This window comes from Trueperella sp. LYQ141, from assembly GCF_046599555.1.
Lineage (GTDB): Bacteria > Actinomycetota > Actinomycetes > Actinomycetales > Actinomycetaceae > Trueperella.
Window position 1 is genome coordinate 305,478 of record NZ_JBKIWQ010000004.1, and the last position, 19,262, is coordinate 324,739.

Below are 19,262 nucleotides of genomic sequence, written 5' to 3' on the forward strand. Positions count from 1 at the left end.
CCAGATCACAGGGTCAATCCGGCTTCGCGGGCGCCTTCGGCAACCGCGGCCACACGACCGTGATACTTGTTTCCTGCACGATCAAAGACGACGGCGGTGATTCCGGCGTCCATCGCGCGCTTACCAATACGCACGCCCACCTCGCGTGCCTTCGCTACCTTACCGTCGCCATCTACCGAGAAATCGGCTTCCAGCGTCGAGGCGCTTACCAGAGTGCGACCGACGGTATCGTCAATGATCTGGGCAACCATATGGCGGTTCGACCGAGAAACGACGAGACGTGGACACTCAGCAGTGCCAGACACGCGCTTGCGCAGACGCTGGTGGCGGCGCTTACGAGCAGCAAAAGAGCTCTTGGACTTAGACGAGATGCCCATTACTTACCAGCCTTTCCAGCCTTGGTCCGAACGTATTCGCCAACATAGCGGATACCCTTGCCCTTGTACGGCTCAGGCTTGCGCAGCTTGCGAATCTGTGCCGCAATCTCGCCAACCTGCTGCTTGGAGATACCGCAAACAGCGAACTTCGTCGGGCTATCAACTTGGAATGTGATGCCCTCTGGCGCCGGAACGGTAATCGTGTGCGAATATCCAAGGGAGAACTCTAGATCCGTTCCCTTAGCAACAACACGGTAACCCGTACCACGAATCTCCAGAGCCTTGGTGTATCCGTCCGTAACACCAATGATGTTATTCGCGATCAGGGTACGAGTCAGACCATGCAAAGACCGAGAAGCGCGCTCGTCATTCGGACGGGTCACGACAACTTGACCATCTTCCACAGCTACTGAAATCGGTGCTGGGATCGACTGTGCAAGTTCGCCCTTAGGCCCTTTGACGGTCACTACTTCGTTAGCAATCGTCACCTCAACGCCTGCCGGAATAGAGATCGGGAGCTTACCAATACGCGACATTGTAGAACTCCTCTCCCTTACCAGATGTAGGCGAGGACTTCCCCACCTACACCCTTGTCCTTGGCTTCACGGTCGGTAAGCAGACCAGAGGACGTGGACAGAATTGCCACGCCGAGGCCGCCGAGGACCTGAGGCAGGTTGGTGGACTTTGCGTAAACACGAAGTCCCGGCTTAGAGATACGACGCAAACCGGCAAGCGCACGCTCACGATTCGGGCCGTACTTCAGGGTTACAGTGAGCGTCTTGCCCACATTGGCTTCTTCGACAGTGTATGTGTCGATGTATCCCTCACGCTTAAGGATGTCGGCAATCGAAGCCTTCATCTTCGAGTACGGCATATCAACCGTCTCGTGGAACGCCGAATTGGCGTTGCGCAGACGCGTGAGCATATCTGCAATCGGGTCTGTCATAGACATCGGGCAGCAGCCCTTCCTCGTCGCGGTTTCCTTTTCAGACCTGCGACGTAGTTTCTTACCAGCTGGACTTCTTAACGCCCGGGAGTTCGCCCCGCAGGGCCATCTCGCGCAGGCAGACTCGGCACAGGCCGAACTTACGATAGACGGAGTGCGGACGACCGCAACGCTGACAACGCGTGTATGCGCGAACAGCGTACTTTGGCTTCCGGGCCGCCTTATGCTTCAGAGCAGTTTTAGCCATCAGTTCTCCTTGAACGGGAAGCCGAGTTGACGCAGCAGAAAGCGTCCCTCGTCATCGGTCTTAGCAGACGTCACCACGGTGATGTCCATACCGCGCACGCGGTCAATCTTGTCCATATCGATCTCGTGGAACACGGTCTGCTCGGTCAAGCCAAAGGTGTAGTTTCCATGGCCATCGAACTGCTGCGGAGACAAACCGCGGAAGTCGCGGATACGCGGCAACGCTGTTGACAACAAGCGATCGAGGAACTCCCACATACGATCACCGCGAAGCGTAACGTGGCAACCAATTGCTTGACCTTCGCGCAGCTTGAACTGAGCGATGGATTTACGAGCTCGGGTCACCTGCGGCTTCTGGCCGGTGATAGCAGTAATATCCGCAATAGCTCCTTCCAAGACCTTGGAATCACGAGCAGCGTCACCGACGCCCATGTTCACAACAATCTTGGTTAAGCCACCAACGTTATTCACGTTGTCGTGCTTAAATTCTTTCTGCAGTGCCGGGAGGATTTCCTGGCGGTACTTCGTCTTCAAACGAGGCTGGTTCACAGCTCGATCTCCTTCCCGCCACGGCGGCCGATACGCTCACGCATGATCTTTGTGCGACCGTTACGCTCGACCTCAACCTCACGGAAGCCCACACGCACTGGCTTCTTATCCGGACCAACAAGCATCACGTTTGACACGTGAATAGGAGCTTCGATGGTCTCAATACCGCCCGTGACCGCACCACGATCAGTGCGTCCCACGCGGGTGTGCTTCTTAACGCGCTGAACGCCTTCAACGATCACGCGGTTATTGCGAGTATCTACTTCGAGAACACGACCTTGCGCACCCTTATCACGCCCGGCAATGACCTGAACGAGGTCACCCTTCTTGATCTTCGCCATTAGATCACCTCCGGTGCAAGGGAGACGATACGCATGAACTTCTTATCGCGAAGTTCGCGTGCCACGGGCCCGAAAATACGGGTACCACGCGGCTCGGTGTCATTCTTCAGAATGACGGCTGCGTTCTCATCAAACTTAATGTACGAGCCGTCTGCACGACGCGTACTCTTCTTGGCACGGACGATAACGGCCTTAACCACATCGCCCTTCTTTACGTTTCCGCCAGGAATGGCATCCTTGACGGCGGCGACGATGATGTCGCCAATTCCGGCGTAGCGCCGGCCAGAGCCACCGAGCACATGGATGCACAGGATTTCCTTTGCACCTGTGTTGTCGGCGACCTTGAGCCGCGACTCCTGCTGGATCATTTACATATCTCCTGTCGTCGTGCTGGTTCTCACCGAGTGAGCCTTGCCGAACGGATGGGTTGACATCGTGGTAGCCGTGGTCGAATGACCACGGCTCCACGCACTACTTAGCCTTTTCGATGACCTCGACCACGCGGAAATGCTTGGTCGCGGACAACGGGCGGGTTTCCATGATACGGACGAGATCGCCTTCGCGAACTTCGTTGGTTTCGTCGTGCGCCTTAATACGCTTGGACCGAGTCATAACCTTACCGTATAGCGAGTGCTTCCGGCGATCCTCAACCAAGACGACAACGGTTTTGTCCATCTTGTCACTGACGACGTAACCCGTCCGCACCTTACGATGTGCGCGCTGCGTCGGCTCGACAGTCTTTTCCTGCTCGCTCATTAACGACCTCACTTCTTCTTCGCCGTCGGGGCGGTGCGGATACCGAGCTCACGCTCGCGGGCAATCGTGTAAATACGTGCGATATTGTGACGCACTTCCTTAAGACGACCGGAGTCTTCCAGACGATGGGTCACAGCAGAGAACCGGAGGTTGAACAGCTCTTCCTTCGATTCCTTCAGGCGTTCGGCGAGTTCGGCGTCCGTGAGCTTATCCAGCTCGTTCGTGCTAATGCCCTTAGCCATCATTCACCATCCTCACGGGAAATAAAACGGGTCTTCATCGGGAGCTTGTGCTGAGCACGAGATAGTGCGCCTCGTGCGAGCTGCTCGTCAACACCAGCAAGCTCAAAGAGCACACGACCTGGCTTAACATTGGCAACCCACCATTCGACCGATCCCTTACCGGAACCCATACGGGTTTCAGCGGGCTTCTTCGTCAGCGGGCGATCCGGGAATACATTGATCCACACCTTGCCACCACGCTTGACGTGACGGGTCATGGCAATACGGGCTGCCTCGATCTGGCGGTTGGTCACGTAGGCCGGCTCAAGAGCCTGGATACCGTACTCACCGAAAGCCAGGGTGTTACCGCCCTTGGACATGCCCGAACGGGTCGGACGGTGCTGCTTGCGATGCTTGGTTCGGCGGGGAATGAGCATGAAACTCAGGCCTCCGTTTCTTGGGTAGTGGGCGCCTGCTCCGCAACCGGAGCAGCAGCCTTCTCAGCCTGTGGCTGAGCCTCAGCATTGGTGTTACGACCACGACGTTCGCCACCACGGCCACCGCGACGACGCTCACCGCGACCGCCACGGCCACGCGGAGCTTCCGTCAAAGAACGGAAGTACTCGGCGTCCGTAATATCGCCACGGTAGATCCATACCTTCACACCAATACGGCCGAAGGTAGTACGAGCCTCATAGAAGCCGTAGTCGATATTTGCGCGAAGGGTGTGCAACGGCACGCGCCCTTCACTGTAGAACTCGGAACGCGACATTTCTGCGCCACCGAGACGACCAGAGCACTGCACACGAATGCCCTTAGCACCGGAACGCTGCGCGGACTGAATGCCCTTACGCATTGCGCGGCGGAAGGACACACGGGAGGCAAGCTGCTCGGCAATTCCCTGGGCAACGAGCTGTGCGTTCGCTTCTGGGTTCTTCACCTCGTGGACATTGAGCATGATCTCTTTCTTCGTCAGCTTCTCGAGATCTTCACGAAGGCGATCAGCCTCAACACCGCGGCGTCCGATAACGATGCCCGGACGAGCAGTGTAGATATCGACGAATACGCGTTCATTGCGACGCTCAATATGCACGTGCGAAATACCAGCGCGTTCGAGATTACGCTCAAGGAACTTACGGATCTTGATGTCCTCACCAATGTAATCAGCGTAGGTCTGACCCGGCTTGTTCGAATCTGTGAACCACTTGGATCGGTGATCGGTTGTAATTCCAAGACGGAAACCGATCGGGTTAACTTTCTGTCCCATTTCTGGCTCCCCTCTCTACTACTTCTCGTCACCGACGATAACGGTGATGTGGCACGAACGCTTGAGGATCCGGTTTGCGCGCCCCTGTGCTCGGGGACGAATGCGCTTCATCGTTGGACCTTCATCAACGTAGGTCTCCACGATCTTGAGGGTTTCCTCTGCGAACTTTTCACCAGCACGCTCAGTCTCGTAGCGCGCATTGGCAATCGCCGACAACAACACTTTACGGATGTCGCGAGCAACAGCCTGCGGCGCAAATTCCAATACGTCCACGGCTTCGGTTGCACGCATGCCACGGATCTCGTTAATCACGCGGCGTGCTTTCTGGGGCGTGACGCGAATGTAACGCGCCTGTGCCTTGGCTTCCATAATCCTGCCTCTCCTGCCTTACCGGCGACGGCCCTTGCGATCGTCCTTCTCATGCCCCTTGAAGGTACGAGTCGGAGCGAATTCGCCGAGCTTGTGGCCGACCATGGACTCGGTGACGAACACCGGCACATGCTTGCGACCGTCGTGGACTGCGAATGTGTGACCCAGGAAGTCCGGCGTGATAATCGACCGGCGCGACCAGGTCTTGATGACGTTGTTGATGCCCTTGTCGTTCTGCTCATCGACCTTCTTCTGAAGGTGCTCGTCAACGAAAGGACCTTTCTTCAAACTACGCGGCATAGCTGACCTCTCCTATCAGTGCTTCTTGCCAGTCTTGCGACGGCGCACGATGAGCTTGTCGCTGGGCTTGTTCGGATGGCGGGTGCGTCCTTCCTTCTTTCCCCACGGGGAGACAGGGTGACGTCCACCGGACGTCCGGCCCTCGCCACCACCGTGTGGGTGGTCGAACGGATTCATGACAACACCGCGGACCGTCGGGCGTACACCCTTCCAGCGCATGCGGCCTGCCTTGCCCCAATTGATGTTGGACTGTTCAGCGTTGCCTACCTCGCCGATAGTGGCGCGGCAACGTGCGTCAACGTTACGGATTTCTCCGGACGGCATACGCAATTGTGCGAGCTTGCCTTCCCGAGCAACGAGCTGCACCGACGCACCAGCGGAACGGGCAATCTTTGCCCCGCCACCGGGTCGAAGCTCAACGGCGTGGACCACGGTACCAACCGGGATATTGCGCAACGGCAAATTGTTACCTGGTTTGATATCGGCTGTCGGACCAGCTTCGATCATCGTGCCCTGAACGACCTTTTCCGGTGCCAGAATGTAGCGCTTTTCGCCGTCTGCATAGTGCAGTAGCGCGATACGAGCAGTGCGGTTCGGGTCATACTCAATATGAGCAACGCGTGCTGGGATACCGTCCTTATCGTGGCGGCGGAAATCAATAACGCGATACTGGCGCTTGTGGCCACCGCCCTTGTGACGGGTGGTGATACGGCCGAGGTTATTGCGGCCACCTGTCTTGGTCAACGGGCGCAGCAGCGACTTCTCCGGCGTAGATCGGGTGATCTCGACGAAGTCGGCTACGCTCGAACCGCGACGACCTGGAGTCGTCGGCTTGTACTTGCGAATTCCCATGAGTTTTCCTCAATACTTCCCGTCGGTCTAGCCGACGATATCGCCGTAGATGTCGATTGTGCCTTCGCGCAGGGTGACAATTGCGCGCTTCGTGCTCTTGCGGCGGCCAATGCCGTCACGAGTACGGCGCGTCTTGCCCTGGCGATTCTGCGTGTTCACGGACTCGACCTTGACGTTGAAAATCTTTTCAATCGCGATCTTGATTTCCGTCTTGTTTGCTGAAGGGTGCACGAGGAACGTGTACTTGCCTTCGTCCTCTAGACGGGCTGCCTTTTCCGAGGCGATCGGCTCGAGGATGATGTCACGCGGATCTTTGTTATGGAACGCTGCTTCGGTCACTTCGTCTCCTCCTTGGCATTAGCACCGATCCAGCCCTGGTAGGCGGCTTCGGTGAAGACGACGTCATCAGCGACGAGAACGTCGTAGGCATTGAGCTGATCGAAGTAAATGAGGTGAGCTTCCTGAGCATTGCGCAGTGAAAGCACGGTCATCTCATCGGAACGATCAACAACGACGAGCGCTTTGCGGCGACCATCGGTAAGATCAAGCAGCAGCTTCAATGCGGTCTTTGTCGATGGGGTCTGACCATCGAGGAAGCTGGATACCACGTGAAGGCGACCGTGACGAGCACGATCTGACAACGCCTGACGCAGTGCAGCAGCAATCATCTTCTTGGGGGTGCGCTGAGAATAATCACGCGGCACCGGACCATGAGCAATGCCGCCACCCGTCCAGTGCGGAGCGCGGATAGAACCCTGGCGAGCACGGCCTGTGCCCTTCTGACGCCACGGCTTCACGCCGCCACCGCTGACTTCACCACGGGTCTTTGCCTTGTGCGTGCCAGCACGGCGAGCGGCAAGCTGAGCCGTCACAACCTGGTGCAACAGCGGAACATTCGCTTCGAGGCCGAACAAATCGGCGTCGAGAGTGACACTACCGGACTTCTTGCCGGTGTAGTCAATAACGTCAACCTTGAGGTCTGCCATTTACGATCAGGCTCCCTTCGCGGCAGTACGGATCACTACAGCGCCACCCTTGGAACCGGGGATTGCGCCGGAGACAAGGAGAAGCTCGTTCTCGGTGTCCACTGCGTGAATGGTCAGATTCTGCACGGTCACACGGGCGTTACCCATGCGACCAGCCATGCGCGTGCCACGGAAAACGCGGGCAGGAGTTGCCGAAGCGCCAATAGAACCGGGCTTGCGGTGGTTACGGTGCGAACCGTGGGAGGCCGACACACCAGCGAAGCCATGACGCTTCATCGTGCCAGCAAAACCCTTACCCTTCGACTTGCCAACGACGTCAATCGTCTGGCCTGCTTCGAAGGTATCTACACCGAGTTCTTGTCCAAGTGCATATTCTTCAGCATCGCTGGTGCGAACTTCCGCAACAAAGCGACGCGGGCTAACACCGGCCTTCTCAAAGTGGCCAGCTAGCGGCTTGGTAACGTTCTTGTTCTTCAGTTCGCCCGATGCGATCTGGATAGCGCAGTAGCCGTCCTTTTCCATGGTACGAATCTGAGTAACGACGTTCTTGCCGACTTTGACAACGGTGACTGGAACGAGCTGAGCATTTTCGTCCCACACCTGGGTCATTCCTAATTTCACGCCAAGCAGCGCCTTAACAGGCGCAGCGGCGGTTTGGGTATTCTTCGTCATGATGCGTTACCTCAGAGCTTGATCTCGACGCTGACATCCGCCGGAAGATCCAGGCGACGCAGAGTGTCAATTGTCTTCAGAGTCGGATCGACAATGTCAATCAGCCGCTTGTGCGTGCGCATTTCAAACTGTTCGCGGCTGTCCTTGTACTTATGGGGCGAGCGAATAACGGTGAAAACACTGCGCTTAGTAGGCAGCGGCACCGGCCCCACAACCGACGCTCCGGTACGGGTAACTTCGTCGACGAGCTTTTTCGCTGCGTTGTCGATGACCTCGTGGTCATATGACTTCAGACGGATGCGGATTTTTTGTCCCGCCATGGCGTCGTCTCCCTCTCTCTACCTCGGCGTTCACAGCCCCCGCACTCGGGCGTGTCGCACTCGCGAGAGTAAACTACGAAGCCCTATGCGATTGTTGTGAACCCCTTATGTACTGGGGGCTTTTGCTCCCCAGCCAAGTTCTTTTCCGCTCAGATCCCTCCGAGCAACCTGTCCAGTATGACAAATCCAGTGTTTCATCGGCAAATTCTGCGCTGCCGAGGTGGCTAATCACACTAATAACAGCGTCAGTTTCAAACTGACCCGAGTGACTACTTTACCAGCGTAGAGCCAGTTCCTCTAGGCAGATTGGCTGTGAAGCGAAACACCACATGTTTCTGCTTCTTTAACTAAAAGTATTCCCTGCAGAACACACTCATAAAATCTGCTCACTCGTGCTTTATACACACATTCTGTAGTGAGCTAGCGATTACGGAGGAAGGCCTGCGCAAACAACGGTCTCCTATCTTTTAGATCGGAGACCGGTAAGTTACACGCCTAAGCAGCGTTAACTATGTACATACTTTGTGAATACTGTCAGATGCACTTGGTGCCCCGCTGAAATCAGCGGGGCACCAAAGTCTTATGATATTAGATCATTAATTACTTGATGATCTTGGTGACTCGACCAGAGCCAACCGTGTGGCCACCCTCGCGGATAGCGAAGCCGAGGCCTTCTTCCATAGCGATCGGCTGGATGAGCTCGACCGTCATCTCGGTGTTGTCACCGGGCATAACCATCTCGGTGCCTTCAGGCAGCGTGATAACGCCGGTAACATCCGTGGTACGGAAGTAGAACTGCGGGCGGTAGTTCGAGAAGAACGGGTTGTGGCGACCACCTTCGTCCTTCGTCAGAACGTAAACCTGAGCTTCGAACTGGGTGTGCGGGGTGATCGTGCCCGGCTTGGCAACAACCTGACCACGCTCCACATCTTCGCGACGGATACCGCGCAGAAGCAGACCACAGTTCTCGCCTGCGTCGGCGTGATCCATCTGCTTGTGGAACATCTCGATGCCGGTGACGGTCGTCTTCTGCGGAGCGCGGATACCGAGGATTTCAACTTCCTCGTTCAGGTTCAGCTGACCACGCTCAACACGACCGGTCACAACGGTGCCGCGGCCGGTAATGGTGAAGACGTCTTCGATCGGCATGAGGAACGGCTTCTCAAGATCGCGAACCGGATCCGGGAAGTAGGTATCCACGGCTTCCATGAGCTCTTCGATGGACTTGACCCACTTCTCATCGCCTTCCAGAGCCTTCAGCGAGGAGATCTGGACGACCGGAGCGTCGTCGCCGTCGTAATCCTGGGAGCTCAGCAGATCGCGAACTTCCATTTCGACGAGCTCAATGAGCTCGGCGTCATCAACCATGTCGCACTTGTTCAGTGCAACGATGATGTGCGGCACGCCAACTTGGCGAGCGAGCAGCACGTGCTCACGGGTCTGAGCCATCGGACCATCGGTAGCAGCAACCACGAGGATTGCGCCATCCATCTGAGCAGCGCCGGTAATCATGTTCTTGATGTAATCGGCGTGGCCCGGTGCGTCAACGTGAGCGTAGTGACGCTTCTCGGTCTGGTACTCAACGTGGGCAACGTTAATCGTAATACCACGCTGACGCTCTTCGGGAGCCTTGTCAATCTCATCGAACGGGGTGGACTCGTTCAGATCCGGGTACTTCTCTGATAGCACCTTGGTAATAGCAGCCGTCGTCGTCGTCTTACCGTGATCGACGTGACCGATCGTGCCGACGTTCATGTGCGGCTTGGACTTATCGTACTTGGCCTTTGCCACTTGCGCCCTCCTGGGACTAGTTTTCTGAGTCTCTTCAGCTTAGAGGATGACACGCTCCCGTGTACATCGCCAAAGAAATCTTACTGTTTATTGTCGTTGCTTGTAAATTCACGCCGGAATTATCACACCGGACACTCGGATTATTCGCCGTGTGCCTTCTGGATAATCTCATCCGACACGTTCTTGGGCACCTCTTGGTACTTTGCCATCTGCATGGTGTAGACCGCACGGCCCTGCGTCTTAGAACGCAGATCACCGACGTATCCAAACATCTCCGACAGCGGCACCAGAGCGCGCACGATCTTAACGCCAGTGGCATCTTCCATTGAGGAAATCTGACCACGACGAGAGTTCAGATCGCCGATCACGTCGCCCATGTACTCTTCCGGCGTACGCACTTCGACGTCCATTACCGGCTCCAAGATAACCGGCTTGGCTCGCTTGGCACCCTCGCGGAACACCATCTGACCAGCAATCTTGAATGCCATTTCCGAGGAATCGACGTCATGGTAGGCGCCATCTTCCAAGGTAGCTTTCACGTTGACCATCGGATAACCGGCAAGCACGCCATTTTCCATGGCCGCCTGAATACCTTGATCCACCGACGGGATGTATTCACGCGGAACGCGACCACCAGTGACCACGTCAACGAACTCGTAGGTCTTGCCCTCTTCGTTCTCCTCGAGAGGTTCGAAAGTGACAATAACCTTTGCGAACTGACCCGAACCACCAGTTTGCTTCTTGTGGGTGTACTCAACCGACTGTGCCTTGCCACGAATCGTCTCGCGGTAAGCAACCATCGGAGCACCAACATTCGCGTCAACCTTGAATTCCTTCTTCATGCGGTCAACCAGAATGTCAAGGTGGAGCTCACCCATACCGCCGATAACCGTCTGGCCAGATTCATCATCCAAACGCACGGTGAAGGTCGGATCTTCTTCTGCTAGCTTCTGAATAGCCGTTCCGAGTTTCTCCTGATCCACCTTTGACTTCGGCTCAATGGCGACGTGGATAACCGGATCCGGGAAGGTCATTGATTCAAGCAGGATCGGGGCGTCTTGCGCGCACAGGGAATCACCCGTTGTGGTGTCCTTCAGACCCACGACGGCGTAAATATTACCTGCGGTTGCCTCATCAACCGGATTCTCCTTGTTGGAGTGCATCTGGAAGATCTTAGAAATACGCTCACGCTTGCTCTTCGAGGCATTCATGACCTGATCGCCAGCCGAAATGTGACCGGAGTACACGCGGATGTACGTCAAACGACCAAAGAATGGGTGAGTTGCAATCTTGAATGCCAAGGCTGCAAACGGCTCATCCTTCGATGGCTTACGCTTGATGATCGTCTCTTCATCCTTCGGATCATGGCCCTCGACGAATTCCATATCCAGCGGGGACGGCAAGTAATCAACGACAGCATCCAGCATTGGCTGCACGCCAATGTTCTTGTACGCCGAACCAGCGAACACTGGGAAGATCTCACCAGCAACCGTCATCTTACGGATCACGGCTTTCAGTTCGTCAATGCTGATTTCTTCGCCACCGAGGTACTTCTCAAGCAGGGTCTCATCGTTTTCTGCAACTGTTTCAACGAGCTCTGCCCGCAGTTCTTCTGCACGATCCAACAGATCTGCAGGAATTTCCTCTTCTACCACAAGGTTTCCGAAAGTCTCTTGACCTTTATCATCCTTGACGGGGAAGCGGATGGCTTTCATCTTCAGCAAGTCGATAACACCGCTGAAATCAGCCTCAGCACCGATCGGATAGTTCATCACCAACGGAGTGGCCTTCAAACGGTCACGAATGGTCTGGACGGAGCGATCGAAATCCGCGCCCATCTTATCCATCTTGTTGATGAAGCACACACGCGGAACGTTGTACTTATCTGCCTGACGCCACACGGTTTCAGACTGAGGCTCAACACCTTCTTTACCGTCGAACACGGCAACAGCACCGTCGAGAACGCGCAAAGAGCGCTCAACCTCAACCGTGAAGTCCACGTGGCCGGGGGTGTCAATGATGTTGATTTGATTGTTATTCCAGAAACAGGTCACAGCAGCGGAGGTAATGGTAATACCACGTGCCTTTTCCTGTTCCATCCAGTCAGTGGTCGAGGCGCCATCGTGGGTCTCACCGAGCTTGTAGTTAATGCCGGTGTAGAGCAAGATACGTTCTGTAGCGGTCGTCTTGCCGGCGTCGATGTGCGCCATAATTCCAATGTTGCGGACCTTGTTCAGATCCTTCTGCACTTCAAGTGCCACTATTGTGTTCCTTATCCAGGCCGTACGGCCTACCAGCGAGTTTTACCAGCGGTAGTGGGCAAAGGCACGGTTGGCCTCAGCCATACGATGAACGTCTTCACGACGCTTCACAGCGGCACCGAGACCGTTGGAGGCATCCATGATTTCATTCTGCAAGCGCTCAAGCATCGTGTTCTCGCGACGATCACGGGAGTAATCTACGAGCCAGCGGATAGCGAGGGCGTTTGCACGGTTTGGCTTGACTTCCGTCGGAACTTGGTAGGTTGAACCACCCACGCGACGGGAGCGAACTTCAAGCTGGGGACGGATGTTATCCAGAGCGCGCTTGAGTACTGACAGCGGCTCCTGACCCGTCTTTTCTTCAACACCAGCAAGGGCACCGTAGACAATACGTTCTGCTGTGGACTTCTTGCCATCACGCAGGACGCGGTTGATTAGCTGGGTGACCACTGGAGAGTTATGGACCGGATCGTTAACGAGTGGACGCTTGCGAATAGGACCCTTACGAGGCATTACTTCTTCTCCTTCTTCGCTCCGTACTTCGAACGACCCTGGTTGCGGTTCTTCACACCCTGGGTGTCAAGAGCACCACGGACGATGTGGTAACGCACACCGGGAAGATCCTTCACACGACCACCGCGAACGAGCACGATTGAGTGCTCTTGGAGGTTGTGACCTTCACCGGGGATATAAGCCGTCACTTCAATGCCTGACGATAGACGCACACGGGCGACCTTACGCAGAGCAGAGTTCGGCTTCTTCGGTGTCGTGGTATAAACACGAGTACACACGCCACGACGCTGCGGGCTACGCTTCAAGCCCGGAGTCGAGGAGGTGCTCGTCTTACGAGAGCGGCCCTTACGGACCAGCTGCTGAATAGTAGGCACTATTTCTCCTGTGTATATTTTGTTCAGATCGTCGAACTGCCCGTCTGTTCGTCCCGAACGTCCTTAGGGGAAGGACACCGCACCTTTCCCAGCGCCGCAGCTTGATTATGCGATGGCGGCTTAAACAGCAACATTTCGCCAGACCAACGCAGCAACGTTCAAGTTGCGGAACGGGCGCCAACGACTAGGTTAACGACTTTTCACCGTCGGAGCAAAGAATGTAGGGCAATTCCACAGTGGAAATACCCACAGTCCGCGGCGGCACTGCTCCCCTACTACGTGAGAATCAGCTCAGCGTCTACAACTTCGCTATCCGGATGGCATTGCAATAAGAGGCATGCTCTAGTAACAGCCCCTGCACTGGCACGATGAGCGCACTAGGCCTTACTCTCGTCAGTGCTACGCTCATGGCCCTCATTAACTTCCGGGAAATAATTATCTATCGGCAGTTCGTTGACCATACGCGAGTAATGTTCTGCCAGCGCCCTAAGGTATCCGGAAACATCTCCACGTTCACCACATTCCAAGAGCTGGTGATGGAGTGTGATGTCGTAGCGGATTTCGTCTTGCGTCGGTTTACGAAGTTTATTCATAACCACCTTTTCGACATCCCAAAAAGCCTCCAATAGCTGCACAAATAGCAGTGAATTCGTCAGCTTTGCCAAGATGAGGTGGAAGGCACGATCTGCTGCAAAAATAGGTTCTTGCCGCGCAAAACTCTCTTCCATATCCGCAATCGTTTGGCGAATATCGTCATTTGTGCGATGTTCTAGCTTTGCGACAACCATTGGCGCGTATGCTTCATCGAGCTTCCAACGGGTCATTAACACGTCGCGGAGCGCCACGAGCCCGCCGAGTGGGGTCTGTGCAGAGCGGAAGGTTAGCGACTCCACCATAGGCTGTAAGGACATATTCCCGACATACGTTCCCGTTCCACGACGGACTTCCACAATATCTAAGGTGGCCAGCACCTTAATCGCCTCGCGAATGGAAGCGCGCGAAACCCCGAGTAGCTCAACGAGGTCGCTTTCGGAAGGTAACAGCTCACCTGACTGTAGTCCACGCTCCAAAATAAGATTCTTAATAGCATCAACAACGGGGTGCTTGCGCAATTTTGCTGCTTTTTGCTGTGGTCCGTCACCGTATGCCATGAGGCCAGCTCTCCTTATTAAAACCTATTGACAGGATTCTAGCGCATAGTTACGATACTCACATGACGTCTGACGTCTGACGTCATACGTTTTTCGCATTGACGTAACAAAGGAGTTAAGAGATGCGCCGGAAACGCTTATTTGCATCACTAGCCACGATTGCTGCTGCCATCGCGTCCCTCAGCGCATGTGGCGGATCTGATTCCCCCGAGCCGAACAGCGCACCTGACGGAGAGCTGGAAGGCAACATCGTTTTCTGGTCAAGCTATACCCAAGGCCCGCGGGCACAATACATGCAGGAAATGGCTGACCGATTCATGAAAGAACACCCCAAGGTCCATATTGATATTGAGCTCTTCTCCTGGGGTGAGTTCTACACCAAGTGGACGACAGGTTTAGCAACCGGCAATGTGCCCGATATTTCCAGCGCACTGCCCTACCACGTCACCGAAATGATTGACGCCGAAGCCCTCGTACCACTCAACGACGTGATTGATGAGATTGGTCGGGATCGCTTCTACGAAGCCGCCCTCAAAGAAGGTGAAAAGGACGGTCAGAACTACTCCATTCCACTGTATTCCCACGCCCAAGTCATGTGGTATCACGACGAAATGCTGAAAGCTGCTGGCGTTGAAGTTCCTCAAACCTGGGATGAACTCGCCGTTGCGGCAAAGAAGCTCACAGGTAACGGTCAGTATGGTCTATCTGTTCCCATGGGCACGAACGACATGATGGCCACCCGCTTCCTGAACTACTACGTGAAATCAAACGGCGGCACATTCTTCGACGATAAGGGACACGCCAAGCTGACCGACCCCATCGTGCTTGACGGCATTAAGTATTGGGTTGACATGTACAAGAACGCCTCCCCCGAGGGATCTGTCAACTTTGCTGTGCTCGATCAAGCCACGCTGTACTACCAGGGCAAGACTGCCTTCGATTTCAACTCTGGATTCCAGATCTCCGGCGTTGCTTCCACCAGCCCGCAACTTCTCGATGGAGTCCACGCAGCTCCGCTACCGAAGATGAAAGCATCCGATCCGATGTACGGGGCAGAAACCTCCAACCAACCAATGGTTATCTGGGCAAACTCCAAGCACCCCGAGATCGCTAAGGCTTTCCTTAAGACCTTGTACCAGACGGACGATTACATCCGCTTCCTGCACTCCGTGCCGGTTGGCATGATGCCCGCCCTGAAGGATATTGCAGATAACGAAGCCTTCCTGAACGATCCACAGATCCAAAAGTTCCGCAAAGAATTCGATCTGATTAACCAAACGATCCCACTATCGACCGCAATCGGCCTAGAAAACGGCCCCCGAGTCCAAGCTGGAATCTTGGCAAACCAAGGCGTTATCGAAAGCATGTTCCAAGATATCGTCCTGCACGGTACCCCCATAGAAACAGCCGCAAAGACTGCTGAGGATAAACTCAACCAGCTCTTTGAAGCTGCTGGAGCAACGGAGTAAGTATTATGACTCGCGCCGATTCGCAACGCACGAGTAGTGGCGTGGCAGCCAAGCGCAGAAAAACCGGAGGCCGGATACGGCAAATCAACTGGGTGGGAGTCGCATTCGTCGCTCCATCCGTGATTATCGTCGTCGCGCTCCTGTTCTATCCGCTGGTTTCCTCAGCTTTCTACTCGATGACCACCAAACACCTCATTAAGCCGTCCTACGATTTTGTTGGCTTCGACAATTTTGCCAAGCTAATAAAGGATCCGGCATATTGGCACGCATTTTTTAATTCCATTAAATGGACGCTCGCCTCTGTGCTCGGACAACTCGGATTGGGATTTGCCTTAGCGATGGCGTTAAACAAGGTCCGTCGCGGATCGGCACTATTCCGCACTCTGCTCATTATTCCTTGGGCTTTTCCGGCAGTCATTATCGCATTTACGTGGAAATGGCTCCTCAACGACGTGTACGGCTTCGTTCCTAACCTCTTGCAAGATATGTCGATCACCGATCAGGTGGTGGCACTATTAGCCGATCCTGGCACCGTCTTGTGGGTGGTACTCGGAATTAACATCTGGTTCGGCACTCCGCTCTTTATGGTCAATATCCTCTCCGCCTTAAAGACCGTGCCTGCCGACCAGCTCGAAGCCGCACACGTTGATGGGGCAAATGCGCTACAGCGATTCCGTCACGTCACTCTTCACCACATTCGCTCGGTCATTGGGTTGCTCGTCATTTTGCGCACCATCTGGGTATTCAACAATTTCGATTTGTTGTTCCTCATTACCGGTGGAGGTCCTGGAGATATGACGACAACTCTGCCGATCTTTGCCTATCGCACGGGATGGGGACTCAAGCAACTCGGAATGGCCTCTGCGGTCACTATCTTGCTCTTAGTGTTCCTCTCCCTCATTGCCCTCGTATTATTCCGATTTATCAGCCGTTGGGAGCGTGAGGATCGATGAGAAGCCGCCGGACAACGCGACGCCTCTCCAGCGTCATTATCTATGCTTTCCTGATTCTCGTCAGTATCATCTTCGTATTCCCACTGCTGTGGATCATTATTTCGAGCCTAAAATCTGGCGTTGATCTGTCCTCTAGCCCTACCCGTATCCTGCCAGAAGTATTCACTTTCGATAATTACCGACGGGTGCTGTTCGATTTGGGATTCTTAACGAATTTGAAGAATTCTCTGATCGTCTCAGTTGTGACGACTGCTATCACTATCGTCATTACATGTATGGGGGCATACGGAATCGTTCGGTTCTTCCCACGAGTCGGTCGTAAGATCACAAAACTGCTGGTAACAACCTACATGTTCCCACCTATTTTGCTTGCCGTGCCGTATTCGATGGTGTTGGCCAAGCTCGGTTTAGTCAACAACTATTTCGGGTTGATTCTGGTTTACCTATCGTTCTCTATCCCCTACGCATTATGGATGCTGGTCGGTTTCTACCAGACGGTTCCCCTCGAAATTGAGGAAGCCGCTCAAGTCGATGGTGCTGGCAAATTCCAAGTTTTTGCTCGGATCGCAACGCCAATCGTCTTGCCCGGCATTGTTGCCACCGCAATCTACACGTTCATCAATGCCTTCAACGAGTTCCTCTACGCTTTGCTGTTTATGACCTCCTCTAGCAAAATGCCGGTTGCCGTCGGGCTGTATTCACTTACCGGCACCGAGGTTCTCGATTGGGGTGCCTTGATGGCCGCCTCCGTATGCGTGGCCGTCCCATCCGTCATCGTCTTTATGTTCATCCAACGCTATATCGCCGCTGGTTTGACTGAAGGCTCCGTCAAATAATCCTATATTCCTCCCCTCTGACTTTATCTGAAAGGATTTCTCTATCATGACCATCCACTACGGAATCGTTGGTTCCGGATACTTTGGTGCAGCTCTCGCTCGTTCATTGCACCGTCTCGATGGAGCCCGCGTCGTCGGCATATATGACCCAGATAATGCCGAAAAGCCTGCCGCAGAACTTGGTGCTGAGGTTTTTCCAACTCTCGATGCGCTCGCCTGCGATCCTCGTATCGATGCGGTTATCGTCGCTTCTCCGAATGGGCGGCATATTGATGGCGTATTAGCTGCTGCTCGCAATGGCAAGGCTGTATTTTGTGAAAAGCCGATCGCGCTGTCCTATGCCGATTGCAAACTGATGGTTGACACCGCAAAAGAGAACAATGTGTTCTTTATGGCCGGTCACGTCATGAATTTCATGAATGGTGTGCGCTTAGCCAAGCGAATTATTGCTGAGGATAAGATCGGTAAGGTGCTTTTCATTCGGACCTTGCGCAACGGGTGGGAAGATAAGCAGCCGTCTGTGTCATGGAAGAAAGTGCGTGAACTTTCTGGTGGGCATTTGTACCATCACATCCATGAGCTTGATTTCGTTCAGTCAATCCTTGGCCCGGCAGCGAAAGCCACGATGGCAGGCGGTAACGTGGCCCATTGCGGCGAGGGATATGGGGACGAAGATGATCTCATGCTCATCACCTTGGAATTTGATAATGGAGCATTCGCTGCTATTGAATATGGTTCAGCTTTCCGCTGGCCAGAGCACAATGTGCTGATCCAGGGCGAAAAGGGCGCTATTAAGATTGATTTGCAAGATACTGGCGTGACCGTCCGGATTGGCGATACCGAGGAGCATTTCCTCTTACATCGTTGCCAGGAGGAGGACGATCAGCGCACCGCCATCTACGCTGATTCGGCGACGGATGGGGCCGTTCAGTACGGCACCCCCGATAAGCGACCGCCGCTGTGGCTGGAGGGCATTATCGAGGAGGAAATGACGTATTTCCACGGTCTTATGCAAGGAAATCCAGTTGAAGAAGAGTTTGCCAAGCTGTCTGACGGTACGGCCGCTATGGAGGCAATCGCCACGGCAGACGCTTGCACCTTATCGAAGCTGGAAGATCGCAAAGTGGCCATCAGCGAGATTACACAGAAATAGCACATATACGCTGTAAATCTGGAGGGGCTGAGCATGAAAGTATAGCTCAGCCCCTCCATTTTCTCGATATTTTGCTCTTGTTTTCTTTCAACGAAACCGATACCGTGGAAATAGACATAGATCACACGCTTTGTCTGTGTTCGGCATAAGGCTCGGTTTGCACTGCAGCTACGCGTACCGCGAGAGTGATGACTTATCGCTACACCGCCCTCACGATAGAACGCGAACGTATATCCGCATTATGCGGCGTCGGAGTTCTCTTTTTTTTTCGTATTTCGCTTAATCACCGGAAACCAAAGGAAGAGTGCCATGAAAACCTCAGCTCTTATCGCGATTGGAAGTATTGCCGCAGTGATGTCTGGCGCGGCATATAGCGTGGCATCTGCCAGCGATACCGAATCCACATCGCCTTCTCAACTCACACAATTCAACGAGGTTCGTCGGCATACTGCGGATGTTTTAGGTCTGCCAGATGACGATGAATATACCATCGTAGTATCCGACGAAATCTTCCACTCCACCAACCCAGAATTCACAGATCTTTACCTCTACCAATACA

At 54.5% G+C, this 19,262-nt stretch carries 28 protein-coding genes; 5 read left to right on the plus strand and 23 right to left on the minus strand.

The annotated features are described in order from the left end of the window. Positions 1-5: 5 nt before the first annotated feature. The 23 genes from rplR to ACLHIJ_RS05130 all read right to left on the minus strand — a co-directional run bounded on the left by rplR (position 6) and on the right by ACLHIJ_RS05130 (position 14,292). Positions 6-377 carry a 50S ribosomal protein L18 gene (gene rplR / locus ACLHIJ_RS05020; protein WP_411297412.1) on the minus strand — a complete coding sequence of 124 codons (372 nt, stop codon included), beginning with the start codon at positions 375-377 and terminating at the stop codon, positions 6-8. Continuing rightward, positions 377-913 (minus strand): 50S ribosomal protein L6, encoded by a 537-nt coding sequence (gene rplF, locus ACLHIJ_RS05025; protein ID WP_411297413.1) that lies wholly within the window; start codon positions 911-913, stop codon positions 377-379. The genes rplR and rplF overlap by 1 nt, the downstream gene beginning before the upstream one ends. Positions 914-930: 17 nt before the next feature. Then, a complete protein-coding gene (gene rpsH / locus ACLHIJ_RS05030) occupies positions 931-1,329 on the minus strand; it encodes a 30S ribosomal protein S8 (RefSeq protein ID WP_411297414.1) in 399 nt (132 codons plus the stop codon). 55 nt (positions 1,330-1,384) lie between these two features. Further along, a complete protein-coding gene (locus ACLHIJ_RS05035; protein ID WP_411297415.1) occupies positions 1,385-1,570 on the minus strand; it encodes a type Z 30S ribosomal protein S14 in 186 nt (61 codons plus the stop codon). After that, the gene (gene rplE, locus ACLHIJ_RS05040; protein WP_411297416.1) at positions 1,570-2,118 is read right to left on the minus strand and encodes a 50S ribosomal protein L5; all 549 of its coding nucleotides are present in this window, start codon (positions 2,116-2,118) and stop codon (positions 1,570-1,572) included. Before rplE ends, ACLHIJ_RS05035 begins: the two co-directional genes overlap by 1 nt. Continuing rightward, positions 2,115-2,459 carry a 50S ribosomal protein L24 gene (gene rplX, locus ACLHIJ_RS05045; protein WP_411297417.1) on the minus strand — a complete coding sequence of 115 codons (345 nt, stop codon included), beginning with the start codon at positions 2,457-2,459 and terminating at the stop codon, positions 2,115-2,117. Before rplX ends, rplE begins: the two co-directional genes overlap by 4 nt. Further along, a complete protein-coding gene (gene rplN, locus ACLHIJ_RS05050) occupies positions 2,459-2,827 on the minus strand; it encodes a 50S ribosomal protein L14 (RefSeq protein ID WP_411297418.1) in 369 nt (122 codons plus the stop codon). Before rplN ends, rplX begins: the two co-directional genes overlap by 1 nt. Before the next feature lie 103 nt (positions 2,828-2,930). Beyond that, on the minus strand, positions 2,931-3,215 hold the full coding sequence (gene rpsQ, locus ACLHIJ_RS05055) for a 30S ribosomal protein S17 (RefSeq protein ID WP_411297419.1): 285 nt from the start codon (positions 3,213-3,215) through the stop codon (positions 2,931-2,933). An 8-nt stretch (positions 3,216-3,223) separates the two neighbouring features. After that, a complete protein-coding gene (rpmC, locus tag ACLHIJ_RS05060; protein WP_411297420.1) occupies positions 3,224-3,460 on the minus strand; it encodes a 50S ribosomal protein L29 in 237 nt (78 codons plus the stop codon). Further along, entirely contained in the window at positions 3,457-3,873 is a 417-nt protein-coding gene (rplP, locus tag ACLHIJ_RS05065; protein WP_411297421.1) for a 50S ribosomal protein L16, read from the minus strand. Before rplP ends, rpmC begins: the two co-directional genes overlap by 4 nt. Before the next feature lie 5 nt (positions 3,874-3,878). Then, positions 3,879-4,703 (minus strand): 30S ribosomal protein S3, encoded by an 825-nt coding sequence (gene rpsC, locus ACLHIJ_RS05070; protein WP_411297422.1) that lies wholly within the window; start codon positions 4,701-4,703, stop codon positions 3,879-3,881. Positions 4,704-4,721: 18 nt separating this feature from the next. Continuing rightward, a complete protein-coding gene (gene rplV / locus ACLHIJ_RS05075) occupies positions 4,722-5,072 on the minus strand; it encodes a 50S ribosomal protein L22 (RefSeq protein ID WP_411297423.1) in 351 nt (116 codons plus the stop codon). An 18-nt stretch (positions 5,073-5,090) separates the two neighbouring features. Then, positions 5,091-5,372, minus strand: a complete 282-nt coding sequence (gene rpsS, locus ACLHIJ_RS05080; RefSeq protein ID WP_411297424.1) for a 30S ribosomal protein S19 — start codon at positions 5,370-5,372, stop codon at positions 5,091-5,093. A 15-nt stretch (positions 5,373-5,387) separates the two neighbouring features. After that, a complete protein-coding gene (gene rplB, locus ACLHIJ_RS05085; RefSeq protein ID WP_411297425.1) occupies positions 5,388-6,224 on the minus strand; it encodes a 50S ribosomal protein L2 in 837 nt (278 codons plus the stop codon). A gap of 27 nt (positions 6,225-6,251) precedes the next feature. Continuing rightward, entirely contained in the window at positions 6,252-6,563 is a 312-nt protein-coding gene (gene rplW / locus ACLHIJ_RS05090; protein ID WP_411297426.1) for a 50S ribosomal protein L23, read from the minus strand. Then, entirely contained in the window at positions 6,560-7,210 is a 651-nt protein-coding gene (gene rplD, locus ACLHIJ_RS05095) for a 50S ribosomal protein L4 (RefSeq protein ID WP_411297427.1), read from the minus strand. Before rplD ends, rplW begins: the two co-directional genes overlap by 4 nt. Positions 7,211-7,216: 6 nt before the next feature. Then, positions 7,217-7,882, minus strand: coding sequence for a 50S ribosomal protein L3 (gene rplC, locus ACLHIJ_RS05100; protein WP_411297428.1), 666 nt, complete (start codon positions 7,880-7,882; stop codon positions 7,217-7,219). A gap of 11 nt (positions 7,883-7,893) precedes the next feature. Beyond that, on the minus strand, positions 7,894-8,202 hold the full coding sequence (gene rpsJ / locus ACLHIJ_RS05105; RefSeq protein WP_024963332.1) for a 30S ribosomal protein S10: 309 nt from the start codon (positions 8,200-8,202) through the stop codon (positions 7,894-7,896). Between the two features lie 600 nt (positions 8,203-8,802). Then, positions 8,803-9,993: an elongation factor Tu gene (gene tuf / locus ACLHIJ_RS05110; RefSeq protein ID WP_411297429.1), complete on the minus strand. Its 1,191-nt coding sequence runs from the start codon at positions 9,991-9,993 to the stop codon at positions 8,803-8,805. A 140-nt stretch (positions 9,994-10,133) separates the two neighbouring features. Next, positions 10,134-12,254, minus strand: a complete 2,121-nt coding sequence (fusA, locus tag ACLHIJ_RS05115) for an elongation factor G (protein ID WP_411297430.1) — start codon at positions 12,252-12,254, stop codon at positions 10,134-10,136. 42 nt (positions 12,255-12,296) lie between these two features. Continuing rightward, positions 12,297-12,767: a 30S ribosomal protein S7 gene (rpsG, locus tag ACLHIJ_RS05120; protein WP_411297431.1), complete on the minus strand. Its 471-nt coding sequence runs from the start codon at positions 12,765-12,767 to the stop codon at positions 12,297-12,299. Then, positions 12,767-13,141: a 30S ribosomal protein S12 gene (rpsL, locus tag ACLHIJ_RS05125; protein WP_411297432.1), complete on the minus strand. Its 375-nt coding sequence runs from the start codon at positions 13,139-13,141 to the stop codon at positions 12,767-12,769. The genes rpsG and rpsL overlap by 1 nt, the downstream gene beginning before the upstream one ends. 377 nt (positions 13,142-13,518) lie before the next feature. Beyond that, on the minus strand, positions 13,519-14,292 hold the full coding sequence (locus ACLHIJ_RS05130; RefSeq protein WP_411297433.1) for a FadR/GntR family transcriptional regulator: 774 nt from the start codon (positions 14,290-14,292) through the stop codon (positions 13,519-13,521). Between the two features lie 122 nt (positions 14,293-14,414). On the opposite strand from ACLHIJ_RS05130, the gene ACLHIJ_RS05135 reads away from it, so the two are divergent. The 5 genes from ACLHIJ_RS05135 to ACLHIJ_RS05155 form a co-directional block, all read left to right on the plus strand. Continuing rightward, positions 14,415-15,761, plus strand: coding sequence for an ABC transporter substrate-binding protein (locus ACLHIJ_RS05135; protein ID WP_411297434.1), 1,347 nt, complete (start codon positions 14,415-14,417; stop codon positions 15,759-15,761). 5 nt (positions 15,762-15,766) lie between these two features. Then, on the plus strand, positions 15,767-16,714 hold the full coding sequence (locus ACLHIJ_RS05140; protein WP_411297435.1) for a carbohydrate ABC transporter permease: 948 nt from the start codon (positions 15,767-15,769) through the stop codon (positions 16,712-16,714). Further along, positions 16,711-17,550, plus strand: coding sequence for a carbohydrate ABC transporter permease (locus ACLHIJ_RS05145; RefSeq protein ID WP_411297436.1), 840 nt, complete (start codon positions 16,711-16,713; stop codon positions 17,548-17,550). The genes ACLHIJ_RS05140 and ACLHIJ_RS05145 overlap by 4 nt, the downstream gene beginning before the upstream one ends. A gap of 46 nt (positions 17,551-17,596) precedes the next feature. Then, on the plus strand, positions 17,597-18,703 hold the full coding sequence (locus ACLHIJ_RS05150; protein WP_411297437.1) for a Gfo/Idh/MocA family protein: 1,107 nt from the start codon (positions 17,597-17,599) through the stop codon (positions 18,701-18,703). Positions 18,704-19,012: 309 nt separating this feature from the next. Further along, positions 19,013-19,262, plus strand: a 250-nt coding sequence (locus ACLHIJ_RS05155; protein WP_411298587.1) for a hypothetical protein, incomplete at its 3' end; no start/stop codon positions are given.